Genomic DNA, 23492 nt, shown 5'->3' with positions numbered 1-23492 from the left:
CTAAACCTTGCATCCTTCCACCAGCTTAGTGAAATACTCATACGCTTCTTTGAAGTGCCAGTCCCCATGAAGCATATCCATAAAGCTGTGATAATCCACCAGGCTGCAGTTCGCTACATCCATGATCTGCATAGCGAATCCATCCTTGAGCTTTTCAAGGAATGCCTCCTGCTGTGCTCTATCCTCTTTATATTCGTAAATACGTTCCAGATAGTCTGCATGGCAGGACTCGCGCATCTTGATGTCGATATCACCACTCTTGTAGAGACAGATATCAAAATACTCCCTGAACCCAGAGAACTTGATATAGCGATTGTAGCTCTTGATTGTGATAGTCACTTTCTGACCTGAGGAACATCTACCCAGGCTACCAATATAGGCCTCCATCAAAATCTCAAACGCCGTTGCAACCAGCTCACTCTTCATGAGTGGCACCTGGCTTGAATCCACATTCTTCTTTCTCATAGTCTACCTCCCTATCTGCACTCATTCCTATCCGGCTTCACTTTCACATGATCATGCTTGCCTTCCACCAGCCCAAACTTATCTTTCAGCTGTCCTAAGATAGATGGTTTCTTTTCAGCGATAACTTCCATCCCATAAGCTGCTGTGTAGGCGGCGTCTTCCTGAAGCTTGTCATAGTCCACTTCCTTTACTGGCTTAACACCGCCTAGGCCTTCTGCTGCAATAACCTCTGCTGCCACAATAGCGATAGGTGCATCCTTATTCTCGATGGCGCCTCCATCCAGGCCATGGTAGTTGGCATCATAGAAGGTGTAGTCGTAGCCTTCATCGCACTTTTGGATAGCCAGGTACTTATCCCCTCCCTGAAGAGCCAGTTCTTCCTTGTCCAAAGTCTCCTCCAAAGGGTGCTGGCTCATAGCAATTTCAGTATTCATATCAGAGATGATTTCACTGGCAGTCTTTCGGATGGTCATCATGGATGATTTCAGTTCATCCAGTTCCTTACCGGAGCTCCAGTCTACAATATATCCAAAGGAATAGTCCGAGGTATCCACCCCGAAGTGCTGACATACGGTGTAAGCTACTGACTCTGCCTCTACCTCTTTAGTGCGCTTATCCTTCCTTTCCATTCCATTCTCATCCGATTTATCCAGCGGATAATCGTGCATCTTGGAGTGAGCGATTTCATGGATCAGCGTCTTTAAGGTCTGCACCTGGGTCATGTCCTTTTGCACTACAATCTTTCTATCCTTCAAAGAGAAGTATCCCTTGCTGCCACCATCGATATCCTGGTACTCGATAGGAACCTTGGATATTTTTGTGAGGGCATCAATCATCTGATGGTATTTCTCCACCTGACCAGATAGCATCTCCACTCCGATGGTTGGCAGTTCCTTACCTTCCGTATCTGACACATCAAATACTGTAGATACCTTGAACTTCGTTACCTCGATCTGCTTTGTAGCACCTTCCTCTGGGGCATCCTTATCTTCCACATCCACCTTCAGCTTCACAGGGGAGATAATCTTGATTCCCTTAGCTCCCTTCTTTACATGGCGTTCGAAGTTCTTTTGCCAGGCGCCATACCCGGCTACCAAAGTGGCATCCGGGCGCTGCATGGCAATTAAGAGGGTGTTATTGAAGCTGTAGTAGTGGAACTTGGACATGGTGGTCAGATACGTCTTGTACTTCTCGGAATTAAAAAGATCACGTAGCCCCTGCTCTAGTTGCTCCGTGATCTCCTCTACCTTTGACTTATTATCTGTATCAGCCATAGTCATACCTCCTATTTAATTTTCAGCGTTCACTACTCCCATTCGAACTCTACCGGCTCCTTGGACTCAAAGCTCTCCATGATCTTGCTGTAGAGCTCCTCTCTAAATTCCTTGGTGATAGGAAATGCGATGTCCTTGAAAATCGGATTGCCCTCATCATCCACGGTCTTCGTCTTGAAGCTTGGCATGGATACGAAGTTACCTCCCTTCTTACTTTCCACGATGGAGATATTTCGAACAGCGAAGCTATCCCCGAAGGTAACTGTGCAAAGTCCCTTCACATTGTTAGTAGTTGCTTCCAATTGATTTGCTTTAACGTGTACTTTCATATTTCTGTTCCTCCTTAGGGTAATGTTTCTAGTGTTCCGCTAACGCGAAATTGTCGTTGTGGCAAGCAGTGCATTTGTCCGACAAATGCGTAGGCGGCTTTTACAACACATCCTTCTGATGTGAGTTTCGGGTTCGCTTATCGCAACCCTCTCTTTCCTTTTTCTCCTCTTCCTGCTGGTAGAGGAGTTCCAAATTTTTCTTGGCTATCAGGTACTCATTCATGTCTTTTTTGATCTGGGCATACTCTAGGAACTCTGCTTTTTTCTCAGCTAAAATCCGACCATACTCCTCTCGTAATTCTTGCATAGGTGGAATTTTTCGACCTGGGGCATTCTTGTACACTTCCTCTGCAGCCTTATAAATCAAAAGCTCTGCCTCATGTTCTGCATAGAACTTTTTACTGTAGCCACTCTTCTTATAGGCCACAAATGTTTTTCTAGTCCTACCATAATCAATGATCGCTTTCTGATACTTCTTGTTTTCTGCGAGAAGTGCCTCCTTCGCCTTCATGGAATCCATGAGCTGCCTTACCTTGCCAGAACGTTCATCCGTGATTGCCTTTAGTTCTTCGTAGGAAGATATCTTGTGCTCCTGTAAAAACAGGATGGTCTTTGCCATCTGCTTGGCATTAAACTTCTTCGCCCAATTCACATACCCCCTACCTTTGCCTGTTAGGACTTTTGACTCGATATCCTTGATAAACTCTAGTTTCTTATCTGTATAGTTCTTGGTTCTTGAATATCTGCCCTTCTTTTTCCTCTCAGCATATGGTGCAGGCTTGATGATGGACAAGCCATTTTCAAAGCATAAGATATCGGAAATGCGACGTAGCGCTATCCCCGAATAGTAGAAGTTTCTGAACTTCTTTTTCCCATCCATAGAGATTGCATTAAACACGATGTGGTTATGGATATGCTTCTTATCCGTATGAGTACATACAGTAAATGCGTAGTCACCTTTTGTGAATCGCATAGCGAGTTCATAACCTATCTTATTGGCCTTCTCTGGAGTTATTTCTCCAGGCTTAAATGACTGCCGGATTTGATAGGCAATAATCTCTTTCTTACGTATGTCTCTAACATTGGCATGATACTCTCGATGGGAAAGCAAAAACTCTTCATCAGCTGTTTCAATATCACAGCCATAGGTTGATATATATCTTTTTTGCTCCGTCTTAAGCTCATCCTCTGTATAATCCATACGTTCCTTCAGGCTCTCTGCCAATGTCCTATCCCGAACAATATGCAGTGCCATCAATCTCGTAGCAGCCATCGCCTTCCTCCCTTCCAAACTTTTGCAATCAAAAAGGACAGCCCCTCCAAAGAAAGACTGCCCTTCACTAACAGTATTCAATTTTAAATTCGCTTCAATGCTCCACGCACAGACTCAAAGAAGTACTCAATGACACATGCTGCAAACAGACCTATAAAGATGAGTAGCAGCATCACACCGAAAGCTATGGCACATGGATAAAGACCGTCGAACAAACAGAACAGTCCTACGATGATGCAAATCCATATTCCAAGGCCTACGACAACTTCGCTAAGCCAAAGAGATGCTTTTGTGATTAAGAGTGCTATGTCCACTACCAATAAAAGTGGTAAGGTTAAAAGCTTTAATAAGAATCTTAAAATCACCATGTCCATACCTCCCGTTTCCTTCATTTGTCTTTAGTCTATGCTGTGGATTTTGAAAAGGCAAGGATGCCAAATAAAGTTGATGGTTCTTTGATGGTCACTTGATGGCTGCAAATTTTCGCATGAGTTCTCTGGTGCCACTCCAGATGTCATCCAGCCTCTTCTGCAAATCTCTGATATCTGATTCATAGATTTCACCCAAGCCATTTGCTTTCTTGGCATACTGGTTCAGATTGTTAGAGCACATGCGAATCAGATACGCCATCTCACGGATACTAGAGGTATCCACCTTCACGCAGTACCCATCCAATAGCATCTTTCGCATGTAGTTACTCATGTTTGTGACACCCAGCTCTTCCATCTTGTTACGCATCCGGCGATACTCGCTATCGGACAATCTCACCGAAATCTTGTTTGTGCGGTTTTGCAACTTTCACCACCTCATATTTTTTCTCAATCAACTTCTCATACTCCTTGGCCTTCTTCAGGGTAGATTCGCTCGGTGCATCCTCTGGCATGTTGTTGATGATACCGTCGAAGTTATTATCATTTCCTTCGATGGCATCTTCAACAGCCTTCAGATAATTCTTCTTGGAGTGAATCGTATGCTGTTCCAAAATGGATTCCTCCACCGGTGTCAGCTCCTCTTCCTTGGCAAGTCTCTTGCTTGCAATATCAAGTCCATCCATAGCGCACCTCCTTACATCTGCTTATAGGCGTTGAGTCTCTTGATGACAGATTCCTTTTTCTCGCCCTTAGCAGCCATCACAGAATGAAGCCCCTTCTGAAATCCCATGAGGCGGCGAGTTGTCGCCTCTACATTCTTAAGCTCAAATTCCATAGTTACTCATCTCCTTTCTCATCTTCTGCACCTGGCATCTCAATATAATCATCAGCATAATCGCTGTCCGGATCAGCCCCATTCTTCTTACGCTTGAAGCTATCGCGGTTCGAATACCAGTAGAATCCACCTACTCCGGCAAGACCTAACACAATGCAAAGACCAAGGATTGGATTTGGACCTGATGTCTTTTTCTTAGATGTCTTATCCGCCTGCTGATTATCTTCACTTGTAGCATCTGTAGGCTCAATTTCTGTAGCCTTTGGCTCCACCTTGGTTCCGGTAGCAGCTTCAATCTCTTCCTTATCCTCATCACTGATGAGATCCATCAAATCACGCTCATCAACCTGATTCAGAAAATGAACCGTGTTGGTTCCCTTATCATCGCCGTCTACGATGATATAGAAGATGTGACCACTCTTGGTTGTCACCGTCATAAACTGCTTGGCATGACCATCAGATGTGGTGATATCATCCACCAAAGTCATATTTCCATCTGGTGTAAGTGGAGTGTGATCATCCTCTTTGGTTTCAGTATCCTCATCAATAACAGATGTGTCCACGTTGTCAGGCACCTGAGCAAATGCAGTAAGTGGCATAGAGCCTATCAAAAGTGCGGCTGCCACAGTAATTAATCTGATTTTATTCTTCATCGATTTCCTCCTTTGAATCTTCTGTTGTTGCAGTAATTGGCGCTCCACCTGGCAAATGATTCTTCGCATATGCGATTACCCTTGCCAGCTCTTCCGGCGTCAAATCTGCTGCTTTTACAATGTCATGGACGATGGTCTTTTCCTCGTCCGAAAGCTTCTTTTCCAAATACCTGATGCGGTTATCCCACCAGGCTCGTTTTTCTTTTGCGGCTTCCAAATCCGCCTTAATCTTTTCTAAGCTCTGGGCCATAGTTCCTCCTTAAGGCAATCTGCCATAACAATAGAAATGTTGCTTCCAGTACTTGGTATTGATGGACGTGTACTGAATCGGATTACCACAATGAAGCATCATTCCATTTCCACAATAAATGCCCACATGACTGGCTCCGCTGGTGTCATAGGTGCCTTTGAAAAAGATTAAATCTCCTGGCTTTGCTTCCTCAGGCGAAATCACTGTACAAGTGTGTTTCAACTGATCAGCCGTTTGTCTGCCGAGATTCCATCCACTATGATTAATCACCCAGCTTACAAAACCACTACAGTCAAATCCTGTAGATGGACTAGAGCCACCCCACACGTAGGTACGTCCCAAGTACTTTTCCCCTTCTGCAATCATGGCTGCAAAAGTCTGATCTGACAGAGCATCCGGTGGAATCTGATATTCCTCTGGATCTTCATAATCCACGTATGCATCATCAAATAGATAAGCTTTATTACCCTGCGTCTCTAAGAGAAGTGCATATCTGGCCTGCTCATCCTCATTCATGCCTTTTCCGGAAATAACACTACCTAAGCTCTTATTCTTCAGAGTTACCGTGAGAATCTTCACCGTGTAGTATTCAATTTCGGTATAGGTGTAAGGAACCTTTGTTATGCCGCCATTCTCCGATTCCACTTCGTAATATCCGGTCTTCGTGACAGTACGGGATCTGGTCTCTGTCCTTTCCTTATAGCTCAGGTCATACTGCTCATTGAAAAGGTCCTTCACTACCTGCTTCATATTCCGGCGCTTATAATCCTCATACTTTACCGTCAGATAGCTAGCCAGCTCATAAGGGTTATGACCGATTTCCTCCAGATTATACTCGTACTCGTCATAGCCGGGATAATCCGTCTGGGTATTTTCGATGGTTTTTTGAAGTTCCTGCTCCAGCTTTACATAATCCGCATCTACACCCGTGATATCTTCATCGTAGGCAGTATAAGTGGAAACCAGAACGGTATCTCCCATACTGGAAATCACGGTCTGAAATAAGCTAATCAAGTTGCTGGATAGCCAGATAAAAAGAATGACCAGAATCGTCACCACAAGCACCACTGGATGCTCTTTTAAAAACTCGGCAATCTTTCTGATCGAATCCTTCACTCCATCTTTAATTCCTTCGGCCCTATCCTTCATCTTATCCGCGAAGCTTTTCACATAAGGGCTATCTCTGTCTTTTCGGTAGTAGTTCTTCTTGATTTGATGACGCTGATAGGCTCGGTGCATTTCCCTAGTGGCCTCTTCCCCAGCCGCAACACCTTCATCAAGTGCCTCTCCACCGATGTTTTCATCCTGATTGTAATTACTCACTTACACTCCTTTCTGCCAGACGGCTACTTCCTTTGGCTTTGTGGTCATGATGCGGTAGAGTTCTAAGTCATGAGGGAACTGATCCTTAAATGGCAAAATCAGATTTCCAAAGACTAGAAGTCCTTCGCCTTGCTCTGCCTTCTCCACATAAGAAAGCTGATACTTACTGATACCAAGCTTTCTTGCCAGAATCTCTCTGTCTCCCGGCGCTTGATTCAATAGATAAATAAACTCGCAGTTATCAAAGATGTTCTGCACCTCCGGTGACTCCAACAAGTCCTTTACGTTCTGGGTGATGGCTGTCGGGATGCCTCCCCACTTACGGAATCGCTTATAGATCTCTGCGCTATAGTTAGCAGTCTGCTTATCCTTTAAAAGCAAATGGAACTCATCCATATAGTATCTGGTAGCCTTTCCCATACTTCTGTTTGCAGTCACACGGCCCCACACCTGATCCTGAACGATGAGCATGCCGATTTTCTTCAGCTGCTTTCCTAAATCCTTGATGTCGTAGCAGACGATTCGACTATTGATATCTACATTGGTCTGATTGTTGAATACATTCAGGGAACCAAAGACGTAGATTTCAAGAGCTGTTGCTACTTCATGGGCTTCCTTCTCATTCTGAGCCATCAGCTCATTGAAAAGGTCTGCAAGGATTGGCATGTTCTCCGGAATTGGATTCTCGAAGTACTTCTCATAGACCTTGTGGATACAGCGGTCGATAACCGTCTTCTCCACTGGGCCAAGTCCACCTTTTCCATCCATGACAAGCTCAAACAGTGACAGGATAAACTCTGCCTTCAGTGACACTGGATCATCGCCATCGGAGTAGTTCTCATTGATATCCATAGGATTGATAAACTGCTTCGACTTCTGACTGATATGGATGACCTGTCCATGGAACTTATTTACCAGTGCGGTATATTCCTGCTCCGGATCACAAATCATAATGTCATCATCCGTTGATAGCATGACGTTACTCATCTCGCGCTTTGCAGAAAAAGACTTACCAAAACCAGGCTTTCCAAGAATCATTCCATTTGGATTAGAAAGGCTCTTTCTGTCTGCCATAATCAGATTCTGCGACAAGGCATTCAAGCCATAGTAAAGAGCTTCCTCCTCTGTCTGCATCAGCTCCTGTGTGGTAAATGGAATAAAGATTCCTACCGAACTTGTGGTAAGACTTCTATCTGTATGAATCAGGTCTCTTGCCAGTGGCAGGCAGCTATTCAGCCCCTGCTCCTGTCTGTAATCCAGCTTGTAGATATCGCAGTTAAACTGCTGAGCTGTGCTGGATGTCTGCAGGTAGTTATTCTTAAGCTCAATCTTGGATGCACCGGTATTTAGAATGAGAAATGTCATCTTAAACATACGCTCATTCTGATCCTGTAAGTCCTGAAGAAACGCATTGGCGTCCTTGCCATAAGTCACCAAATCACCCGGAATCAGATCCATGTCATAACCGGAACGGACTGCCTTCTTCTGTTCATCAATCTTCGTTGAATCAATATTGGTGATGGTCTTCTTCACCTTCTTAATCGCTTCATTCTGATTGATAGACTGCAGATGGATACTGATGACCTGACTAGAATCTGCATTGAGAAGCTCCATCAAAAATCTGTCTTCCATGGTTGGCGCATCGTAGGATAATGCAGATACGGTAGCAAATCTCTGCTTAGTACGAATCATGTTTTTCACTGGATATTTAAGTGTGCTATCATCTCCGCCTAAGCTCTTGATCAGCTGAATCATTTCCAGTCGCTGCATACCATCCAATACTTCTGTCTGTACATCCATGCGCTTAAAGTTATTTAAGATGTCGTTTTCAATAGAACGAAGTCTAGGCTTGGCATCCTTAATGGACTTGGCATAGATACCAAAGGTGAGATACTTGGTCTTTTCCAGACCATTATTGCCCTTCTCTAGCTGACGATTCAGCATCTCGGAATACTCCGCTCTTACATCATCAAAGCCATCCTGTTTTTCCTTGATCCGTATTGTTTCATAGAACTTTGCTTCGTCCTTAGTGACATTTACAAAGGTCAGCTCGAAGTGGACGGAACTATCGAAGAAGTTTAAGAACTTCCTCCAATTGTCAAAAATCGCTTGCTGGTCCTCATCGGTAGCAAGCTTGTAATTGATATCTGAAAAGCGAATGGTCTTGGAATAGTAATTCTCATCTACTCTGCAGATACCGTCTTTAAACATTTGCTCGAAAGATTCTTCCGGGGCTGGCTTTCGCCTCTTCCAATCAATGGCGTGCTGGATAATGCGCTCGATGGTCTCCCCATTTTTCTCATACATCGCCATGAAAAACAGCGGCATCATCACCGCCATCATGAGAAATGTAGACGCACTCGCGTTATCCGAAACACTCTTTACAAGAAAAAAGGTGGGCACTCCAATCATCCCGGCAAGCGTGAAGCATATCAGCTGCCGTTTGGTGAGATTGAACGCCACCTTCTCTTTTACCCTGGATAAATCTCTTGGCACATTTACTCTTATCGCCATAATTATCCTTCCTTACTGTGCTGAAAAAATTCTCTTGGACAAGGTGCTGGTCTTGAACAAGGCAAATACCAACAGTACGTTGTAGCCAAGCACTGACCACAGGGATCCTGCAATATCACTGGAAATGGAAACGTTCTGGATGAGCACCGCATAGATTGCAACGCAGATTAAAATAAGGAATCCCTGGAAGCCAAGCGCTACGAGACTCTTCACGTAGTTCTGTCCGATTTGGCTCTGCTCCCTATTTCCAAAGGTTGAAAATGGAAGTGGCGCCAGGCTTATCATCAGGTAGATTTCAATCATTCGTCCGTAAATGACTAGGAAGATCATCATGGACATGATTTTGATTCCTATGTTTAGTAGTCCGATTTCCATAAACAATGGCAACAGCTCTCCGATGGACATGGCCTCTAGTGTGGAACGCATCTGCGCAAGTTGGGATGCATTCACTGCCGTAGAGTTTTGGATGATATTTCCACTCTGGGAAATCACATGCCCCGCCACATCGAAAATTGCCATGGTGATATCAAAGCAATGCGTGATCAGCATTACTGCTACATAAGTCTTGAATATCCATTTGAAGAATATCCATGTTTCAAAGTTCGCCAGATTGTTGTGGGCGATGACCAGCTGAATCAGCTCATAACATGCAATGAATGTCAGAATCATGCCGGCAATCGGCATAATCGCATTGTTAGACACCGTCTTCATCAGGTTGAATACACCCGGCGTGAAATCCGCCGGGCTTGTTGCTACATCTGCAGCTACGCTTCCAACCTGGGCATTTATACTGTCGAATGTTCCTGTCAGCAGGCTCATCAGTCCATCTACAATCCAGTCCTTGAGCCAAGAGGTCATTTGCTCAAATATTCTATCCATGCAATGATCTCCTTCATTTTGATTTGGGTAGCAAAAAAGCTGGCGAATGCCAGCCTGCTACCTGTTCCATATTCAGTTGTGTCTTCCCCTAGATTAGAACAATCCGGAAAGAAGTGGGATGAGCTGTGTGCCGATGAGTGCAACACCACCGCCAGCCATGAGCTGCTTCATGCCCTGTGACTTAGCGCCAGGGTTATCGTTGCCGTAACCCTCAAGAAGGTTTACAACGCCCCAAACTCCAAGGCCTGCGCCAAGCGCGATAACAAGTGTCTGTAATACTGTGATTGCTGAATTGAAAAATGCCATGTCTTTCTCTTCTGGTCCGGGTTTCGCTTTCTTCCTAAACGGCTTCATCATCCATCTCTTAATTTTCCTAAACACTTTTCTACACCAGGATCTGATCACCCTAAATACCTTCATCATCGTACCTTCATTCGGAAGTAGCTTCTCCCGAATTTTCCTTTCTTGAAAATGAATTGATAGTTTCGGCTCATGTCCATTCCTTGCGCTAAAAAATGGGCATAATAATAGACCAGTACAAATCAATCTGGGCGTCCCCAGAGGTACTGGCCTATGTAAGGTTCTTTATTCAGCTAGCCACTTCTTAACTTGGCTTCGATATTCAATAAATTGCTTGTTGCTCTTCTCAACGGATAACACGTAATTAATCTTACCTAGGAGTACATTCAAATAATCTGACTTATAGCCAATAATCTTATTTGCCATCATGTGATCTATAACACCATATTTGTTGCAATAGTACATAATTTGCCTTATATCCTTCTTATATTCCGCTGGAACTGAAAGCTTTTCATTTACAACTATTCCGGTGACAGCCTTTCGTTGCCCATCATGTAAAACAACGGTCTTCTTTGCATTTATAAAGAAGCCTTCTTTTTGGATTTCATTTTCAACAAATTGCTTTAATTCCTTAGCATCAAATGAACCCGAAAAGGTCATGTCGTCGCAGTATCTGGTGTAATTAATATTCCGAGCTTTGCACCACTCTCCGACTCTATCATCAAACTCTCGCAGTATGATATTTGAAATTGCTGGTGACGTAGGTGCACCTTGTGGAACGGTTTGTAAATAAACGCATAGAATCGATAACAATATCCTATTTTGTTCTGAATACTTCTCAGCTGGAAAGACTTTTTCCTTTACCATAGGATATGTAATATGATCGAAGAATTTTCGTATATCAAGCTTCAGTATAGTTGGCTCTCCTACATGAGTACAAGCATTCAATGCTGTGCTTCCATTGATACGGTACGCGCAAGCATATGGAGATATCGGTTCATAAGCCAGTATATTCTTTGCTATGCTTCTCTGAATTGATTTTAAGAAATCATCTGGAACATAAAGTTCTCTATAATCTCCATCTGCTTTAGGTATTCTCACCTTATGATATCTTTTATTTATCGTGTTGCTCGCCGCATATAATGCTCTCGCCGAAAATCCTAAATCTTTACAAAGAGAAGGAAGTTCCCTGTATACTATCATATTCAGTTCCCCTCCTTCCCAATACTCGTAGAACCATACAGTAAGAATATCGATGCTGCGTAGGCGTAGAGCAGCACGTTGAAGTGGTACACTTCGGCGTGCCTCCACTACGTTGGAGCAGTATCTATTAAAACAAACTATGATATACATCCGAACAACGACTCGCTGCTCGTGCCAACGTAAGTTGACTGCACTATAGTTCTACATACTTTGATTATAATCATTCATATATAAAAGAACATCTAAAAGTTAATCTTGGACTTCATCTTCCCAATCCCTTTCAAAAACTGGTTCAGGATCAATTGTGAATTCCATTGATGAATCATTTGTAAGAGTAATATGTGTTATATTGCCGCTTTCATCCACTTCGATTTGTACAATAGCGGTGTAATTATCTTCATCATCTTCTGCCAACACTATACACCGTTCACCTTCATATTCTTTATGTAGTGTTGCAAGATATGAATAATAATTTATTGATGTATTGTCATTAACATAGTTTATCTTTTCTATAATCTTATTCTTTCCATTAATTGGTGATTCCATATTTACAGATTCAAATACTGCATCATCATCTAGAATAGGATTTAATCGCTCAGCATTTCCTTCCATAAGCGCATATCTCAAAGCTGATAAATCATTTTTGTGATTTTTAATGATTCCATCTTCATATTCATTTATTGCGGGGTCACCAGACAAAACTGCTACCGCCTGAATAACCGCACCTTCTTTTATAAATGGAATATCTTTATCAGAAATCATTGAACGCGAATGAACAATTTCCAAGTCTCCAAATTGTGTTCCTATAGTTGTCACCAAAAACTTTGAAAACTCCTCTTCTTCAATAATCACTTTCTTAATATATATGTTCTTTACGATACCAGTTATAAGCACTAGTTCATCATCAGAATTATATTCAGGCTCTTTTTGTACATCTTGTTCCTCGGTAACCATGTGGTCACGTAGAAAGCCATTAGGGAATACCGACCCCATTGCTGGTATAAACTTCTGGCCAATAAACTCCTCATGTTTACTCTCTTTGATTGGATCGATTGTATCTGCTAGAGCATCCTCATTCTCGTAGTAATTCACTGATATAGCGTTTGCCACTACCTGCACTTCAAGTTCATCGTTTTCCATAAAACTTGGTAGCACTTCTGGATTAATAATATTCATTATTGTAAATCCGCCAGTTTTATATCCTTTTACTGCTGCAACAACATTAGAAGTATCCTTTTTTAGGTGTAAAGAGTCTAAATATACCTTCCATACAGAAGCACCGCTTACTTGCAGGTTACAACCATCTAGCTCATTTTGTTCTCCATTTCTAGCAATATGTGAATACAATTCCACTGAACCATACTGTGTATGTGTATAATCTCCAGAATAACCTTTTATCACTCGTCCATTCTCAATGGAGTGACCAACCCAACCCATGTAAAATTTTTCATCTTCAAATACTTCATCTAAATCTATTGAATCAAACATCATTGGCATATATAATCACCTCCAATCTATACTGTATATCTAAGATTCCTCATGCCATTTTTTTCTATTGTCATATATGATGGTTTTAGATTTTTATATGTATTTACATCCGGCTCATCATCAGGATCTACATAATCAATATAAAGACCATTTGCTTTCACTACTGAAGCATTATTTGCTACATCATATTCTATTTTTGTCCTATCAACTTTTACCTCGGCAATTCTTAATCCTTTTTCACCATACATTGTGATCCATAAATCGTCACCCTCATTCATGAAAAGATTCATTGAACAACTATATCTATGAAGCATTCTTCCATTTTCATAATATAAAGTTACATCGAAGCTTTTCTTAGATGTATTCAAGATATTCAAATCATTTATTGTCTCTGCAAAAGAATTTCCCAGGTTTAATTCAAAAGCAATAGATCTAAGACAATCGTAATTCAAATTAACCTTGCTTGAAAAAGCAACTACGTCCTTAATCTGTGAATAATACTCAGGCTGAAGTTTATCACGAAGATATTCTTCAATTTCAGATACCTCAGGATAATCAAATCTAAAATGATAATGAAATCTCCCCGGTCTATTAATCAAGTAATCATTTAGATTGTATATTTCATTACACGTTACAATATAAAGTCTCTTACCAGTTGCAACGCCATCAAAAAGACTTAGTAACTGTGCTTGCTCGTCGCGTTCATCTTGTCCACGACATGTGTCGAAAGTTTTATCAAATTCATCAAACAAAACAACACATTCCTGATTAATAGACTCAATGAAATTTGCTATGCCAGGAACACATTCGCTCACTATAATTACTGGAATTCCTTTTCCAATAGCCTTTTTGCATAATAGTCTTGCAAAAACAGATTTTCCCATTCCCTTATCACCGCTAAGTATAATGCCTAGTCCTCTATCAAGTATTCCAAATGTTGTCAAAGCCTTTTCTGCTTTCTGCTCATGAACCCCATATATTTTTTCATTAACTTCTAAATCACTATGAAGAGATAAATAACATCCCTTCATATCTGAATACTCTACAGAATATGTCCTTGCAGGTAATTCTTCATATATCTCTATACTATCATCAAAAATATTAAATGTATTTCCCGCTTGAATTGCTCTCATTTTTCTTACCTCCTAAAACTCAAATCTAAATATTCCTCTATAATCCTCTTCTTCATCCGTTTCTACGGTGTTAGTAGAAATGCTTACGATTTTTCCTGTATTCATTACCATTTTTAAAACCGGTCTTGTTCTTTCCTTTAATGTATTAATTGCCTCATAATAAACTTCTTCTACCCGATTTCCTAAAATCCAAGAAAAATAGGATGACACATCTTCTAATAGGCACGACGGTAATTTTTTTATCATCCACGAACTAGCATACTTATCCACTACTAAAAAACCGTCATTTGATTCAAAGTACAATTGGTATTCAAACGCATACTCATTTCCATTGTGTAAGTAAATAGCATTACTTTCCTTTTTTGCGAGCGCATATACATGGTTAATAGTTTTTTCCTTAAATGAACTGTAAACATCAATATCAAATGATATTTCGCCGTTCCAAAGACTATCTAGTAATTGGTAATATGCTTCAAATGTATTACTTAAGGAATAATCAACATCAATCACTTCATGATAACTTGCCTTAGTAGCAGCTAATCCTCTGGCCGTCTCACCATCGTCTGAAGCAATATCTATTGCTCCTGCTGCAATTAATAATTTCCCGGCTTTTACAATATATTCATCATAAGTTGAGTAGCATAATGCTTGTAAGCACATTGCCCCATATTTCCCTTTATCCTTACTAACGTCAAAACCATTTGCAAGAAAGAACTGAATTCCATCCACTAGTACCTGCCCCTCATTAGCATCCATAATAAATGCTGAGAGTAAATTCTCATCATCTTCATATAAAGAATTAATATCTAAGCCAGTTTCAAGATATCTTTTACATTTTTCATAACACGGCTTAGCCTTATTCAACTCGCTTATTAAACTTGAAGCCGCGGTGTATTTAGAATTAAACTGCATTGTCTTTCCTCCTTTCATCATTACAATACAGCCATTCTCAAATACAATGGTCTTTTCAAAAACGACAAATAAAAAAAGTCAGGATTTTTTCCTGACTTTCATTCATAAAGTAATTAAAATCTTATGATTTCACTAGCATCATACTTTTTAAACTTAAATAATTCCGGCATGCATATATCAATGCGTTTTATAAGATTATCATCGTTAAGTGTAAAATCTAAAATCATGCCATTGGTTACATCATTTAATTCCTGAGCCATAAATAAAGCTATCTTTCCTGTCTCATACACCAGCCCCAGTTTACCATGCTGAATTCCCTCTTTAGTTTTCATAGCAGCTTCATCCATCAAATTAATATTATCTACGAATTCTACAATTAATGTTTGCGGAAAACTCTTCGATTCCTGGAGAATTCTTCCTTTATTTGTAAAATAACGTACTACAGCATCCTTCCCCTCTTCTGGAGTCAAACGCCACTGTGACTCCCAGACACAATCATCTGATAGAAAAGGATAAATCTCTGTAAAATTGCCTGTAGAATAGCATTTTGCCATTATTTCGCAATACTTATATAAAATCTCTCTATTAGAAACTGATTTCATAATTTCCCCTTACACTCTAATGCATTTTTCTCCTTTTTCATAAAGAAGCTCATTAACCACATCAATATCGTAGATACAATTCTTTAGACAGTAATAAATTATTCTGTCCCATGAAATTGACAACGATAATCTATATCCTGCCAGCTCCAACAATTTCTCCGCATCAGATATATTTAAATTTAGTCCAAAACAACAAGCTACTGCCGTTTCTTTTTTAGGCTGATAATCCTTATTGTTCTTGATGGCTGAAAAGAGTTTTCGATCTATATATGCCGCTTTATAAAACTCTTGGTTTGATAATCCCATTCGTTCAATGCACAAAAACAGCATCTGTTGGAAAGTGGGACTTACCAATGTATCTTCCCACTTTTCAAAATCTGACATAGCACGTTCAAAAGAAACATGCGAATCAACTACTTTGATACTCTTACGAGTATTTGATTCTTCTATTTCAGTAGACGGTGTGAGCTTGTCTATTTCCGCAAGAGCTCTCTGTATCCACTCTGTTGATTTTTTAGGTTCAATTCTTTCTAGTCCTAAGTACTTGAAATAGTATCCGTCATTTTTTAATGCGAGTGAAGCACCAAATCTAGCTGCATCATGTGAACCCAATCCTATAGGAGCAAAATACGCAGTCGCACAATGCTTCTTAGCATGATTATAAAAGCGCATTTTTTCTTCATAGTTCATAGTTGGAAAATCTGGTGCAATTGCGCATTTAACAACTATAAACCATGTCTTTCCATCCTTTTCACAAGCAAAATTTGGAATAACTCCTAACTCATCTGTAGCAGCAACTATCTTGAAGCCATTTGCATCTAGCTCGTTTATTTTCAAAAAATTCATTGCAAAATTAAGCATATCTGCTTCCGTTAGCAAATCATCTTCTGTATATGAAGGAATCCCCTCACCCCAAGGATCCTTATTCATCTCATTATCCAACACAAGCACCTCCTCATATAAATAGATTATATATTATTTAGATCGCAATGAGATGCCATTTCTCAATATTCTCGCAAACTACTACAGAAATCATTTATTCTGCTAAGGCGGATGGATGTTATAGTTTAGCATTTCGTGTACCGAGGCGTTACGAACTGCGTCGGTGCACACATCAGTTAGCTTTTCTCCTCTTAAAAACCAGTCTCTTGTTCCAACAGCAATAACTAGTGCCCGTAATAGTTCAAGCGCTGAATCAAAAAATGCCATGTGCTATCCTCCTTTCCAAATAGCCGAATTAATAGTTACGTCTCATGCCAATTACATGCGCTAAAAATGGGCATAATAATAGACCAGCACGAATCATCTGGGCGTCCCCAGAGGTACTGGTCTATGTAATACTACTCCGAATCTACATAATTATCGGCTTTAGCATCAAGCGAAAGTTTATAGCCGTTAGGTCCATTGTACTTGACCGAGACTTTTCTCTCTTCTCCGCTTATCTCAATTGTTGAATGCTGAATAAAAAAACGAACCACTTCAATAACAATATCTGTCCACTCTCGTTTAACTACTACCGAATTCTGCTTGTTCTGTGCCATACTTAACACCTCCATTGTAATTCTATATATTTGAAAGCACGCGTTCTTTCCGTTACAAATGAAGGTTAACATATACAGAATTTTATACATTATCAAAAAATGGGATGCTACTTAATGTGTGGCTTTTCAAAATCTTTCATTAATAATTGATATATCTTTCTATAATACTTAATTCTGTCTGATGTCCACTCATAATCTACTCTCTTATCCCATATCCAGTAATTATTAATAATAAATCGAGCTTTCTCTTCTATTGAGCAAGCCGAAATTAATCTTATCCAGTCATCTAAATGACGCTGCAACATAATATTCTTCAATTGTTTGCAATCATAAATTATCTTTATTTTTTCGCGCCATTCTTCATTGCTGTCTTCAAAAATGTGTTTGCTCATGCTATCCCATTTTAAAAGCATGCAATAGTCTGCTATATAGACGTTTGGACACCAGTCAGTCGCATCTATATATTGAGTAATTGAACAAACACTCTGCATACGTTCTATAGGAATATAATCAGGAAATCCTTTCTTTTCAGCCGCCAAACACAGTGAATATATATAATCAATTAAAAAATATGTTTCCAAACCATAAAATACTAATGTTTTACATATAACACCATTGTAATCATTTACGGCTGGTTCTAAATCATCAAGCAACTGCCTATATTCCTCAAATAAACGCTTGAATTCTGGTTCGGAAACATTTTTAGATTTCACTATTTGTTTCTGGTGTAGTTTAGATAAGAGCTTGCATTCAGCCTGCATCTTTAATTCCCAATACTCTTTTTCTGTATAATGATGGCCTTCAAAAACTTTCTTTCCACTAACATCTTCTGCCAGTAACTCATCAAGCTCTACTCCAAAATCATCCTTTATTTCATCATAATCAGAATCTCTATAATGTTGAGCATGTTGAATAGCTCTTGTATATTTCCGATTACTAGCTTCTATGTCATATTTGTTTAAATAAAATTGAACTGAATTCCTTTTTGCATTTTTCTTATAGTCTTCTTTAATTAGTTCAAAAACAATTTGATTAGCAATATCATCCATATTTGAATATTCATCAATTAACCGATTAGAATATGGATACAATTCTTCGATTACTATTTCAATTGCATGTTTAATATCTTTTAGACTATAAGTCATTTTATCCACCTCATTAGATTACAACTCTTCTCACTGTATTTCATTATACATGAAGCACAGCGAGAAGAAATGCAATTCCTATATTTTTATCACATCAAAAACCTCTCCAGATCTGACTTTCAGCGTCTGATGCACAAACTGTTGTATATCCAACTTATTCCTCTCATCATACTCACCAGTCTCCTTATAAAGTGGATGCTGAGTGACATCGTATTTGTCCGACAAAAATGGACGTACACCTCGAAGCTGCAGGATGCACTTGTCGCCATCCATGACTGCGATTTCATCCACGGTCATGAGGTCCTTGCCACTCTTCTGATAGTTCATGGAGTAGGAAGGATTATTACCCCTGCTTTCACCGGTGTTATACATGTCGATGGTTTCTTTTCCAAGGAACTGTGATAAATCCTTCAGCGTGGTTGGCTCAGTGCCACCAAGGAACAACTGGGAATCCATATTTCCAATGATAGTATCCGTATTGTCCTTATAGATGGCTTTCAGCTGTGACTTCGCCTGCAGGAACAGGCATGCACTAATCTCACGACTTCGGATGGTTGCTACCAGCTTTTCCAGGTTCGGGATTTGTCCAATATTGGCTGTCTCATCGATGAGGCATCTGACGTGGACTGGAAGCCTGCCGCCATACACATCATCGGCCTTCTCACAAAGCAGATTGAAAAGCTGACTGTAGACCATGGAAATCAAGAAATTAAAGGTAGCATCTGTATCACTCATAATGAGAAATAATGCTGTCTTTCTATCTCCCAAAGTGTCCAGTTCCAATTCATCGTAGCTTGTGATTTCTCGAAGTTCTGCAATATCAAATGGTGCTAATCTGGCACCGCAGCTCACAAGAATTGATTTTGCTGTCTTGCCCGCCGCCAGCTTGTACTTCTTATATTGCCTTACTGCGAAGTGATTTGGACTCTTCTTTTCCAGATCATGAAACATCATATCTACTGGATTTTCATAATCCTCATCATCCTCACGAACCTCTGAAGCATTCAGAAATTCAAGTAGCGTATTAAAGTTCTGCTCTTCCTCCGGCGCCTCATAATGGATATATCCAAACAGCGCACAATAAAGAAGAGTCTCGGCCTTTGTCCAAAACTCATCCCCGGCTTTGCCATCACCCTTCGTATTTGCGATAAGGGTATTCACCAGTTTCAGGATATCCTTTTCTGAATGAATATAGGCGAATGGGTTGTAGTGCATGCTCTTATTGAAGTTGATGGTATTAAAGATTTTCAACTTGTAGCCATGCTTCAAAAGAGTCTTACCAGCCTTGATCACCACGTCACCCTTCGGGTCTGTGACAACATAACTTGAATGCATCTGTAACAGATTCGGAAGCAGGAAAAACCTGGTCTTACCTGATCCAGAACCACCGGTTACAAGTACATTCTTATTTCTTGCATATTTTGGTTTTTTCGGGCGGCTGCTCATCATCAGTCGCTCGGTTTGGGTAAGGATGATATTATCCTTAAAGTTTGGAGCCATATATGGCTCAATGTCCTGCGCTGTACCCCATCGTGCTGTTCCATATTCTGCACCATGACGGTATTTCTTAGCATTTTTACCTCTTACATAAACAACAACCTTCATTCCAATACCAAAAGCAATACCGACCATCAAATCAAAAGGATGCAGGCTTGGAAGGAAATTCGCCATAGCTATTGGAAATGCCTGCGCTAGAGCTCCCACTTCATTTACCGCATCAATCGTCTGCGATATTCTCCAAGCCTCTCCCAGATTTGTTGCAAATAATCCCATGAGCACATACGGGATATTTAACAGGATTAGTCGTTTCTGCTTTTTGGTCATCGCGTCATCTCCTGTGTTCTGTTCTTTGCCTTGTTTGATTGTTTCTTTGCAATTTCAATAAACTTATGAAGCTTCGCAAGCACACTTGGTCGCTCCTGCTTCTTTACCATCTTCTTGCTGTATTCGTTCACCACAGCTTCCATTGCATCGGTATCTCTGGCTTTAAAAAAAGCCGTAAACACCGGTGGCTTCTCAGAAGTATCCTTCATAACAGCGAAGTCTACACCGTACTTCTTTGCAATACGCTCAAAAGTACGAAGCCCTTCATCGCCGACTACCATGCTGGTTACTCCTTGATTCTGCTTAATCAGTTCATCGATGGATTGCTTGCCCTGGATATGCTCATCAATAGCTGCCAACTGCTTTTTCTGCCGATGTCTCAAGTAAGCTTTCACTCCCGCAATGAATGATCTAACAGAAAGCTTTGTGGTAGTAATTGCAAGTCGGACAGTTTTCTCTTCAATCTCTTCCTGCATAGAATCACCTCCTAACGTTCCATATCTCTATTACGTTTCTTCTGCCACTGATCAAGTAGCTTGATAATAGTATCTTCCATCTGCTTTGGCGTATAAGACTTTGGGAAGTACTTCTTTAAAGTGTCATGCTTCAAAGTGACTCGATCCAAGTCCTGTTTCTTCTCTTCAGAAAGAATAATGTTCATTCCTTCCTGGGTAATCTCACCATTCAACGCCAGCTTCTTGATTCGCTGAGCCTGAGATAAAGAAGGAATCGCCTGAGCGTAATCAATAGCTGAAAGAAGATCTTTCTGCTGTTCGGAATTTAAAAAAGATAGTTCGTATGCAGGATTAAAGCCCATCAGCTTATCATCGACTAACTGGAGAAGTTCTGGATCTAAGTTGGTGAGGCGGATATAGCGCTGAACATTTCTGGCACTATCTCCTACTTCTTCAGCCAAAATATCTCTAGACTTCTTTCCATCCAACTTGTGGCCAATTTGGCCACAAGTTAAATCGCGCCTCTCACCTTGCCTTTTCATCGCATCCAACTTCATCTTAAAAGCAAAAGCTCTCTCACTTGGCAGTATTTCTTCCCTTTGCAGATTCGAATCCACCATCAAAATCGTAGCTGCATCATCATCCAAATCTCTTACAATACAAGGAAGTGCCTCAATCCCTGCTATTTGGCAGGCATGATGTCTTCGATGTCCTGACAGGATTTCATAGCCTCCATCGCGGTCTGGTCGAACAATAGCTGGTTGCAATACACCAAACTCTTGAATGGACTCCACTGTTTTTTCCATATCAGCATCATCACGAACCTTAAAGGGATGGTTTCGAAAGGGATGCAATTCATCCAGTGGAATATCTACCACCGTATCACCATTCACTGCTCCAGAATTACCAGCCGATGCATCATTTCCAAAAATATCATCGTAACTGCTCAGCTGAATGTTTGAGCGCTCTTTCTTCATTCTTCAGCACCTCCTTTGTTAAATTCTTATAGGCTTCTGCCACCTTCCCTTTTGGATCATGAGCAAAGATACTTTTTCCTTCTGCACTGATTTCTGCAGCCCTGACGGAATGTGGAATCTCTGTCTTATAGACCTTTAGCTTGCTACCATAGGTATCGCGAATCAGGTTGCTGATATCCTTCGCATAATTTGTTCTGCCATCCACCATGGTTAGAAGGATGCCATCAATCTTTAGCTTTGGATTTATCTGGCGCCTCACCTTGTTCACTGTCTGAAGCAACTGCTCCAAACCTTTGGCTGAAAGGTACTGAGCCTGAACCGGAATCACTAATCTGTCCGCTGCAGCTAACGCATTTACGGTAAGCATCCCAAGAGATGGCATGCAGTCGATTAGCACATAATCGTAATTGCCTTTTACGGAATCAATGTATTCCTTCAGCACTTGTTCACGGCTCATAACATTTACCAGGGAAACCTCCATTCCTGATAAAGAAATGTTGGCTGGCATCAAATCCACACCTTCCGGATGATGAAGAATCCCTTCTCCAGGAGCGATTGGCTCTTCCCGAAGAACCTTCGCCATAATGTCCGCCACGGTAACAGGAAGCTCATCTGCTTTTGGATGTCCAAGGCTGATGGTAAGTGAACCCTGCGGATCCATATCCACAAGCAAAACCTTCTTTCCTTCAGAAGCTAGCCCAACACCTAGGTTTTCTGTGCTTTGCGTCTTCCCGGTACCTCCTTTTTGATTAACAAGTGCAATCACCTGTGACTTACTCATTTTCTCCTCCTAAATCAATCCATTTGCTCTGTCATGGTTAAAAAGCGTATCGTAATGGGCATCTATCGTCAGCGGCGCATTATAAAGCGTCGTGATCAGATACTGCCTGGTGTTACGAACGAGAGTCGTGTTCTTCTGAAGCCCTTCTAACACGTACTCAATATGCATGGAATTAATCTTCATAAACTGTGCCTTCACAATCGGTGCCGGTTTGTCCTCTTTTCCAACACAGATGTGATCCTTGGTCGAACAAAGGACATCCACCATCAGCTCTGCTAATTGATCTAGCAATTCTCGTTGATATGGATATCGCTCTTTTAAAATCTCAAGGCTGATGTTCTCAGCCACATAATCCTGATATTGCTTTCTGATCTGTAATGCATCATTTCCATTCCCTTCCATTCCATTTTTCTGCGGTGACTCACGATAAAGCCGTATCTGGTCAGAATGGAATGGAATAGAATCAGTATCACTAAAGTCAGTATTGTTATTATCAGTATTATTTGTTCGTCCTTTTGACACTTCTTGACCTGTCAATTCCACATTTCCTGAAGTGTCATTTTGACATTTCTGGAAATGTTCCTTTAACACTTCAGATAAAAAGTTCTTTACATAGATGAGATTTGGCTTGGTTAAGCCCTGACGTTTCTTTTCGATAAGCCCGATATCTTCAAGCTCTGCGAGGATATTTACAGCCTTCTTGTTGGCACATCCTAGGTCATCCTGCACTTCATCGATGGTGTAGATGATATACACTCTGCCATCATCATCCTGCCAACCGTTTTTTGCGGATAAGCTCATACGGTCCAGGAGAAGACCATAGAGAATCTTGGAGTCCGACGACAGACGCTTTAGACGTTCTTCCTTGAACAGAAGCTTTGGAATTCGTACAAATGAAAAAAGGTCACTTTCGCGACCATAGAAATAATCAAACGTCATTTTTTCTTCTCCTTTAACAATCTCAT

Annotated in this window: 28 protein-coding genes; all 28 read right to left on the bottom strand. The window is 40.8% G+C overall.

Features of this window, described 5'->3' with window-relative positions; all coding sequences use genetic code 11:
* The 28 genes from BM102_RS05515 to BM102_RS05390 all read right to left on the bottom strand — a co-directional run bounded on the left by BM102_RS05515 (window position 1) and on the right by BM102_RS05390 (window position 23466).
* The gene (locus BM102_RS05515) at window positions 1–465 is read right to left on the bottom strand and encodes a hypothetical protein (protein ID WP_090479785.1); all 465 of its coding nucleotides are present in this window, start codon (window positions 463–465) and stop codon (window positions 1–3) included.
* An 11-nt stretch (window positions 466–476) separates the two neighbouring features.
* On the bottom strand, window positions 477–1739 hold the full coding sequence (locus BM102_RS05510; protein WP_090479780.1) for an LPD16 domain-containing protein: 1263 nt from the start codon (window positions 1737–1739) through the stop codon (window positions 477–479).
* Window positions 1740–1771: 32 nt separating this feature from the next.
* On the bottom strand, window positions 1772–2068 hold the full coding sequence (locus tag BM102_RS05505; RefSeq protein ID WP_090479776.1) for a SpoVG family protein: 297 nt from the start codon (window positions 2066–2068) through the stop codon (window positions 1772–1774).
* A gap of 100 nt (window positions 2069–2168) precedes the next feature.
* Window positions 2169–3341 (bottom strand): relaxase/mobilization nuclease domain-containing protein, encoded by a 1173-nt coding sequence (locus BM102_RS05500; RefSeq protein ID WP_090479773.1) that lies wholly within the window; start codon window positions 3339–3341, stop codon window positions 2169–2171.
* 83 nt (window positions 3342–3424) lie between these two features.
* Window positions 3425–3709: a hypothetical protein gene (locus BM102_RS05495; protein WP_031558149.1), complete on the bottom strand. Its 285-nt coding sequence runs from the start codon at window positions 3707–3709 to the stop codon at window positions 3425–3427.
* Window positions 3710–3803: 94 nt separating this feature from the next.
* Window positions 3804–4079, bottom strand: coding sequence for a plasmid mobilization protein (locus BM102_RS05490; protein ID WP_051654533.1), 276 nt, complete (start codon window positions 4077–4079; stop codon window positions 3804–3806).
* Between the two features lie 13 nt (window positions 4080–4092).
* Window positions 4093–4395 (bottom strand): DUF4316 domain-containing protein, encoded by a 303-nt coding sequence (locus tag BM102_RS05485; RefSeq protein WP_090479770.1) that lies wholly within the window; start codon window positions 4393–4395, stop codon window positions 4093–4095.
* 11 nt (window positions 4396–4406) lie between these two features.
* The gene (locus BM102_RS14280) at window positions 4407–4547 is read right to left on the bottom strand and encodes a hypothetical protein (protein ID WP_177194916.1); all 141 of its coding nucleotides are present in this window, start codon (window positions 4545–4547) and stop codon (window positions 4407–4409) included.
* Between the two features lie 2 nt (window positions 4548–4549).
* Complete coding sequence (locus tag BM102_RS05480; protein WP_090479767.1) at window positions 4550–5200, bottom strand: DUF4366 domain-containing protein; 651 nt, start codon at window positions 5198–5200, stop codon at window positions 4550–4552.
* Entirely contained in the window at window positions 5190–5450 is a 261-nt protein-coding gene (locus tag BM102_RS05475; protein ID WP_090479764.1) for a DUF4315 family protein, read from the bottom strand. The genes BM102_RS05480 and BM102_RS05475 overlap by 11 nt, the downstream gene beginning before the upstream one ends.
* 9 nt (window positions 5451–5459) lie before the next feature.
* Complete coding sequence (locus BM102_RS14580) at window positions 5460–6773, bottom strand: C40 family peptidase (RefSeq protein ID WP_090479761.1); 1314 nt, start codon at window positions 6771–6773, stop codon at window positions 5460–5462.
* Complete coding sequence (locus BM102_RS05465; protein ID WP_090479758.1) at window positions 6774–9287, bottom strand: VirB4-like conjugal transfer ATPase, CD1110 family; 2514 nt, start codon at window positions 9285–9287, stop codon at window positions 6774–6776.
* A 12-nt stretch (window positions 9288–9299) separates the two neighbouring features.
* The gene (locus tag BM102_RS05460) at window positions 9300–10166 is read right to left on the bottom strand and encodes a VirB6/TrbL-like conjugal transfer protein, CD1112 family (protein ID WP_090479755.1); all 867 of its coding nucleotides are present in this window, start codon (window positions 10164–10166) and stop codon (window positions 9300–9302) included.
* A gap of 93 nt (window positions 10167–10259) precedes the next feature.
* A complete protein-coding gene (locus BM102_RS05455; protein WP_031558130.1) occupies window positions 10260–10472 on the bottom strand; it encodes a Maff2 family mobile element protein in 213 nt (70 codons plus the stop codon).
* Window positions 10473–10751: 279 nt separating this feature from the next.
* Window positions 10752–11669, bottom strand: coding sequence for a reverse transcriptase domain-containing protein (locus BM102_RS05450; RefSeq protein ID WP_177194915.1), 918 nt, complete (start codon window positions 11667–11669; stop codon window positions 10752–10754).
* A gap of 249 nt (window positions 11670–11918) precedes the next feature.
* Entirely contained in the window at window positions 11919–13166 is a 1248-nt protein-coding gene (locus tag BM102_RS05445; RefSeq protein WP_090479749.1) for a hypothetical protein, read from the bottom strand.
* A 17-nt stretch (window positions 13167–13183) separates the two neighbouring features.
* Window positions 13184–14290, bottom strand: coding sequence for an AAA family ATPase (locus BM102_RS05440; protein WP_090479746.1), 1107 nt, complete (start codon window positions 14288–14290; stop codon window positions 13184–13186).
* A gap of 12 nt (window positions 14291–14302) precedes the next feature.
* The gene (locus tag BM102_RS05435; RefSeq protein WP_090479744.1) at window positions 14303–15202 is read right to left on the bottom strand and encodes a hypothetical protein; all 900 of its coding nucleotides are present in this window, start codon (window positions 15200–15202) and stop codon (window positions 14303–14305) included.
* 113 nt (window positions 15203–15315) lie between these two features.
* Window positions 15316–15804: a hypothetical protein gene (locus BM102_RS05430; RefSeq protein WP_090479741.1), complete on the bottom strand. Its 489-nt coding sequence runs from the start codon at window positions 15802–15804 to the stop codon at window positions 15316–15318.
* Between the two features lie 9 nt (window positions 15805–15813).
* Window positions 15814–16749 (bottom strand): hypothetical protein, encoded by a 936-nt coding sequence (locus BM102_RS05425; protein WP_207646566.1) that lies wholly within the window; start codon window positions 16747–16749, stop codon window positions 15814–15816.
* 99 nt (window positions 16750–16848) lie between these two features.
* Window positions 16849–17013, bottom strand: a complete 165-nt coding sequence (locus BM102_RS14275) for a hypothetical protein (protein WP_177194914.1) — start codon at window positions 17011–17013, stop codon at window positions 16849–16851.
* Window positions 17014–17144: 131 nt separating this feature from the next.
* A complete protein-coding gene (locus BM102_RS05420) occupies window positions 17145–17345 on the bottom strand; it encodes a hypothetical protein (protein ID WP_090479735.1) in 201 nt (66 codons plus the stop codon).
* Between the two features lie 107 nt (window positions 17346–17452).
* Window positions 17453–18490 (bottom strand): hypothetical protein, encoded by a 1038-nt coding sequence (locus BM102_RS05415; RefSeq protein WP_090479732.1) that lies wholly within the window; start codon window positions 18488–18490, stop codon window positions 17453–17455.
* A 78-nt stretch (window positions 18491–18568) separates the two neighbouring features.
* A complete protein-coding gene (locus tag BM102_RS05410; RefSeq protein WP_090479730.1) occupies window positions 18569–20314 on the bottom strand; it encodes a VirD4-like conjugal transfer protein, CD1115 family in 1746 nt (581 codons plus the stop codon).
* A complete protein-coding gene (locus BM102_RS05405; protein ID WP_090479727.1) occupies window positions 20311–20790 on the bottom strand; it encodes a PcfB family protein in 480 nt (159 codons plus the stop codon). The genes BM102_RS05410 and BM102_RS05405 overlap by 4 nt, the downstream gene beginning before the upstream one ends.
* A gap of 11 nt (window positions 20791–20801) precedes the next feature.
* Complete coding sequence (locus BM102_RS05400; protein ID WP_090479724.1) at window positions 20802–21746, bottom strand: ParB/RepB/Spo0J family partition protein; 945 nt, start codon at window positions 21744–21746, stop codon at window positions 20802–20804.
* Window positions 21703–22527: a ParA family protein gene (locus BM102_RS05395; RefSeq protein WP_090479720.1), complete on the bottom strand. Its 825-nt coding sequence runs from the start codon at window positions 22525–22527 to the stop codon at window positions 21703–21705. Before BM102_RS05395 ends, BM102_RS05400 begins: the two co-directional genes overlap by 44 nt.
* A gap of 9 nt (window positions 22528–22536) precedes the next feature.
* The gene (locus tag BM102_RS05390) at window positions 22537–23466 is read right to left on the bottom strand and encodes a DUF6017 domain-containing protein (protein ID WP_090479718.1); all 930 of its coding nucleotides are present in this window, start codon (window positions 23464–23466) and stop codon (window positions 22537–22539) included.
* Window positions 23467–23492: the final 26 nt, after the last annotated feature.

It is taken from the genome of Pseudobutyrivibrio sp. JW11, assembly GCF_900115355.1.
Classification (GTDB): Bacteria; Bacillota; Clostridia; order Lachnospirales; family Lachnospiraceae; genus Pseudobutyrivibrio; species Pseudobutyrivibrio ruminis.
The sequence above is the reverse complement of the archived record's forward strand: the minus strand, read 5'-3'. Positions and strand labels throughout refer to the sequence as shown.

What these genes read in the sequence shown, in the direction of transcription:
- BM102_RS05465 (WP_090479758.1), bottom strand. Translation starts at nt 9,287, where the DNA reads ATGGCGATAAGAGTAAATGTGCCAAGAGATTTATCCAGGGTAAAAGAG.
- BM102_RS05430 (WP_090479741.1), bottom strand. Translation starts at nt 15,804, where the DNA reads ATGAAATCAGTTTCTAATAGAGAGATTTTATATAAGTATTGCGAAATA.
- BM102_RS05405 (WP_090479727.1), bottom strand. Translation starts at nt 20,790, where the DNA reads ATGCAGGAAGAGATTGAAGAGAAAACTGTCCGACTTGCAATTACTACC.
- BM102_RS14280 (WP_177194916.1), bottom strand. Translation starts at nt 4,547, where the DNA reads ATGGAATTTGAGCTTAAGAATGTAGAGGCGACAACTCGCCGCCTCATG.
- BM102_RS05460 (WP_090479755.1), bottom strand. Translation starts at nt 10,166, where the DNA reads ATGGATAGAATATTTGAGCAAATGACCTCTTGGCTCAAGGACTGGATT.
- BM102_RS05505 (WP_090479776.1), bottom strand. Translation starts at nt 2,068, where the DNA reads ATGAAAGTACACGTTAAAGCAAATCAATTGGAAGCAACTACTAACAAT.
- BM102_RS05415 (WP_090479732.1), bottom strand. Translation starts at nt 18,490, where the DNA reads ATGACTTATAGTCTAAAAGATATTAAACATGCAATTGAAATAGTAATC.
- BM102_RS05455 (WP_031558130.1), bottom strand. Translation starts at nt 10,472, where the DNA reads ATGGCATTTTTCAATTCAGCAATCACAGTATTACAGACACTTGTTATC.
- BM102_RS05440 (WP_090479746.1), bottom strand. Translation starts at nt 14,290, where the DNA reads ATGAGAGCAATTCAAGCGGGAAATACATTTAATATTTTTGATGATAGT.
- BM102_RS05420 (WP_090479735.1), bottom strand. Translation starts at nt 17,345, where the DNA reads ATGGCACAGAACAAGCAGAATTCGGTAGTAGTTAAACGAGAGTGGACA.
- BM102_RS05435 (WP_090479744.1), bottom strand. Translation starts at nt 15,202, where the DNA reads ATGCAGTTTAATTCTAAATACACCGCGGCTTCAAGTTTAATAAGCGAG.
- BM102_RS05515 (WP_090479785.1), bottom strand. Translation starts at nt 465, where the DNA reads ATGAGAAAGAAGAATGTGGATTCAAGCCAGGTGCCACTCATGAAGAGT.
- BM102_RS05400 (WP_090479724.1), bottom strand. Translation starts at nt 21,746, where the DNA reads ATGAAGAAAGAGCGCTCAAACATTCAGCTGAGCAGTTACGATGATATT.
- BM102_RS05475 (WP_090479764.1), bottom strand. Translation starts at nt 5,450, where the DNA reads ATGGCCCAGAGCTTAGAAAAGATTAAGGCGGATTTGGAAGCCGCAAAA.
- BM102_RS05490 (WP_051654533.1), bottom strand. Translation starts at nt 4,079, where the DNA reads ATGCGTAACAAGATGGAAGAGCTGGGTGTCACAAACATGAGTAACTAC.
- BM102_RS05390 (WP_090479718.1), bottom strand. Translation starts at nt 23,466, where the DNA reads ATGACGTTTGATTATTTCTATGGTCGCGAAAGTGACCTTTTTTCATTT.
- BM102_RS05445 (WP_090479749.1), bottom strand. Translation starts at nt 13,166, where the DNA reads ATGCCAATGATGTTTGATTCAATAGATTTAGATGAAGTATTTGAAGAT.
- BM102_RS05480 (WP_090479767.1), bottom strand. Translation starts at nt 5,200, where the DNA reads ATGAAGAATAAAATCAGATTAATTACTGTGGCAGCCGCACTTTTGATA.
- BM102_RS05510 (WP_090479780.1), bottom strand. Translation starts at nt 1,739, where the DNA reads ATGGCTGATACAGATAATAAGTCAAAGGTAGAGGAGATCACGGAGCAA.
- BM102_RS05410 (WP_090479730.1), bottom strand. Translation starts at nt 20,314, where the DNA reads ATGACCAAAAAGCAGAAACGACTAATCCTGTTAAATATCCCGTATGTG.
- BM102_RS14275 (WP_177194914.1), bottom strand. Translation starts at nt 17,013, where the DNA reads ATGGCATTTTTTGATTCAGCGCTTGAACTATTACGGGCACTAGTTATT.
- BM102_RS05485 (WP_090479770.1), bottom strand. Translation starts at nt 4,395, where the DNA reads ATGGATGGACTTGATATTGCAAGCAAGAGACTTGCCAAGGAAGAGGAG.
- BM102_RS05500 (WP_090479773.1), bottom strand. Translation starts at nt 3,341, where the DNA reads ATGGCTGCTACGAGATTGATGGCACTGCATATTGTTCGGGATAGGACA.
- BM102_RS05495 (WP_031558149.1), bottom strand. Translation starts at nt 3,709, where the DNA reads ATGGTGATTTTAAGATTCTTATTAAAGCTTTTAACCTTACCACTTTTA.
- BM102_RS05450 (WP_177194915.1), bottom strand. Translation starts at nt 11,669, where the DNA reads ATGATAGTATACAGGGAACTTCCTTCTCTTTGTAAAGATTTAGGATTT.
- BM102_RS05395 (WP_090479720.1), bottom strand. Translation starts at nt 22,527, where the DNA reads ATGAGTAAGTCACAGGTGATTGCACTTGTTAATCAAAAAGGAGGTACC.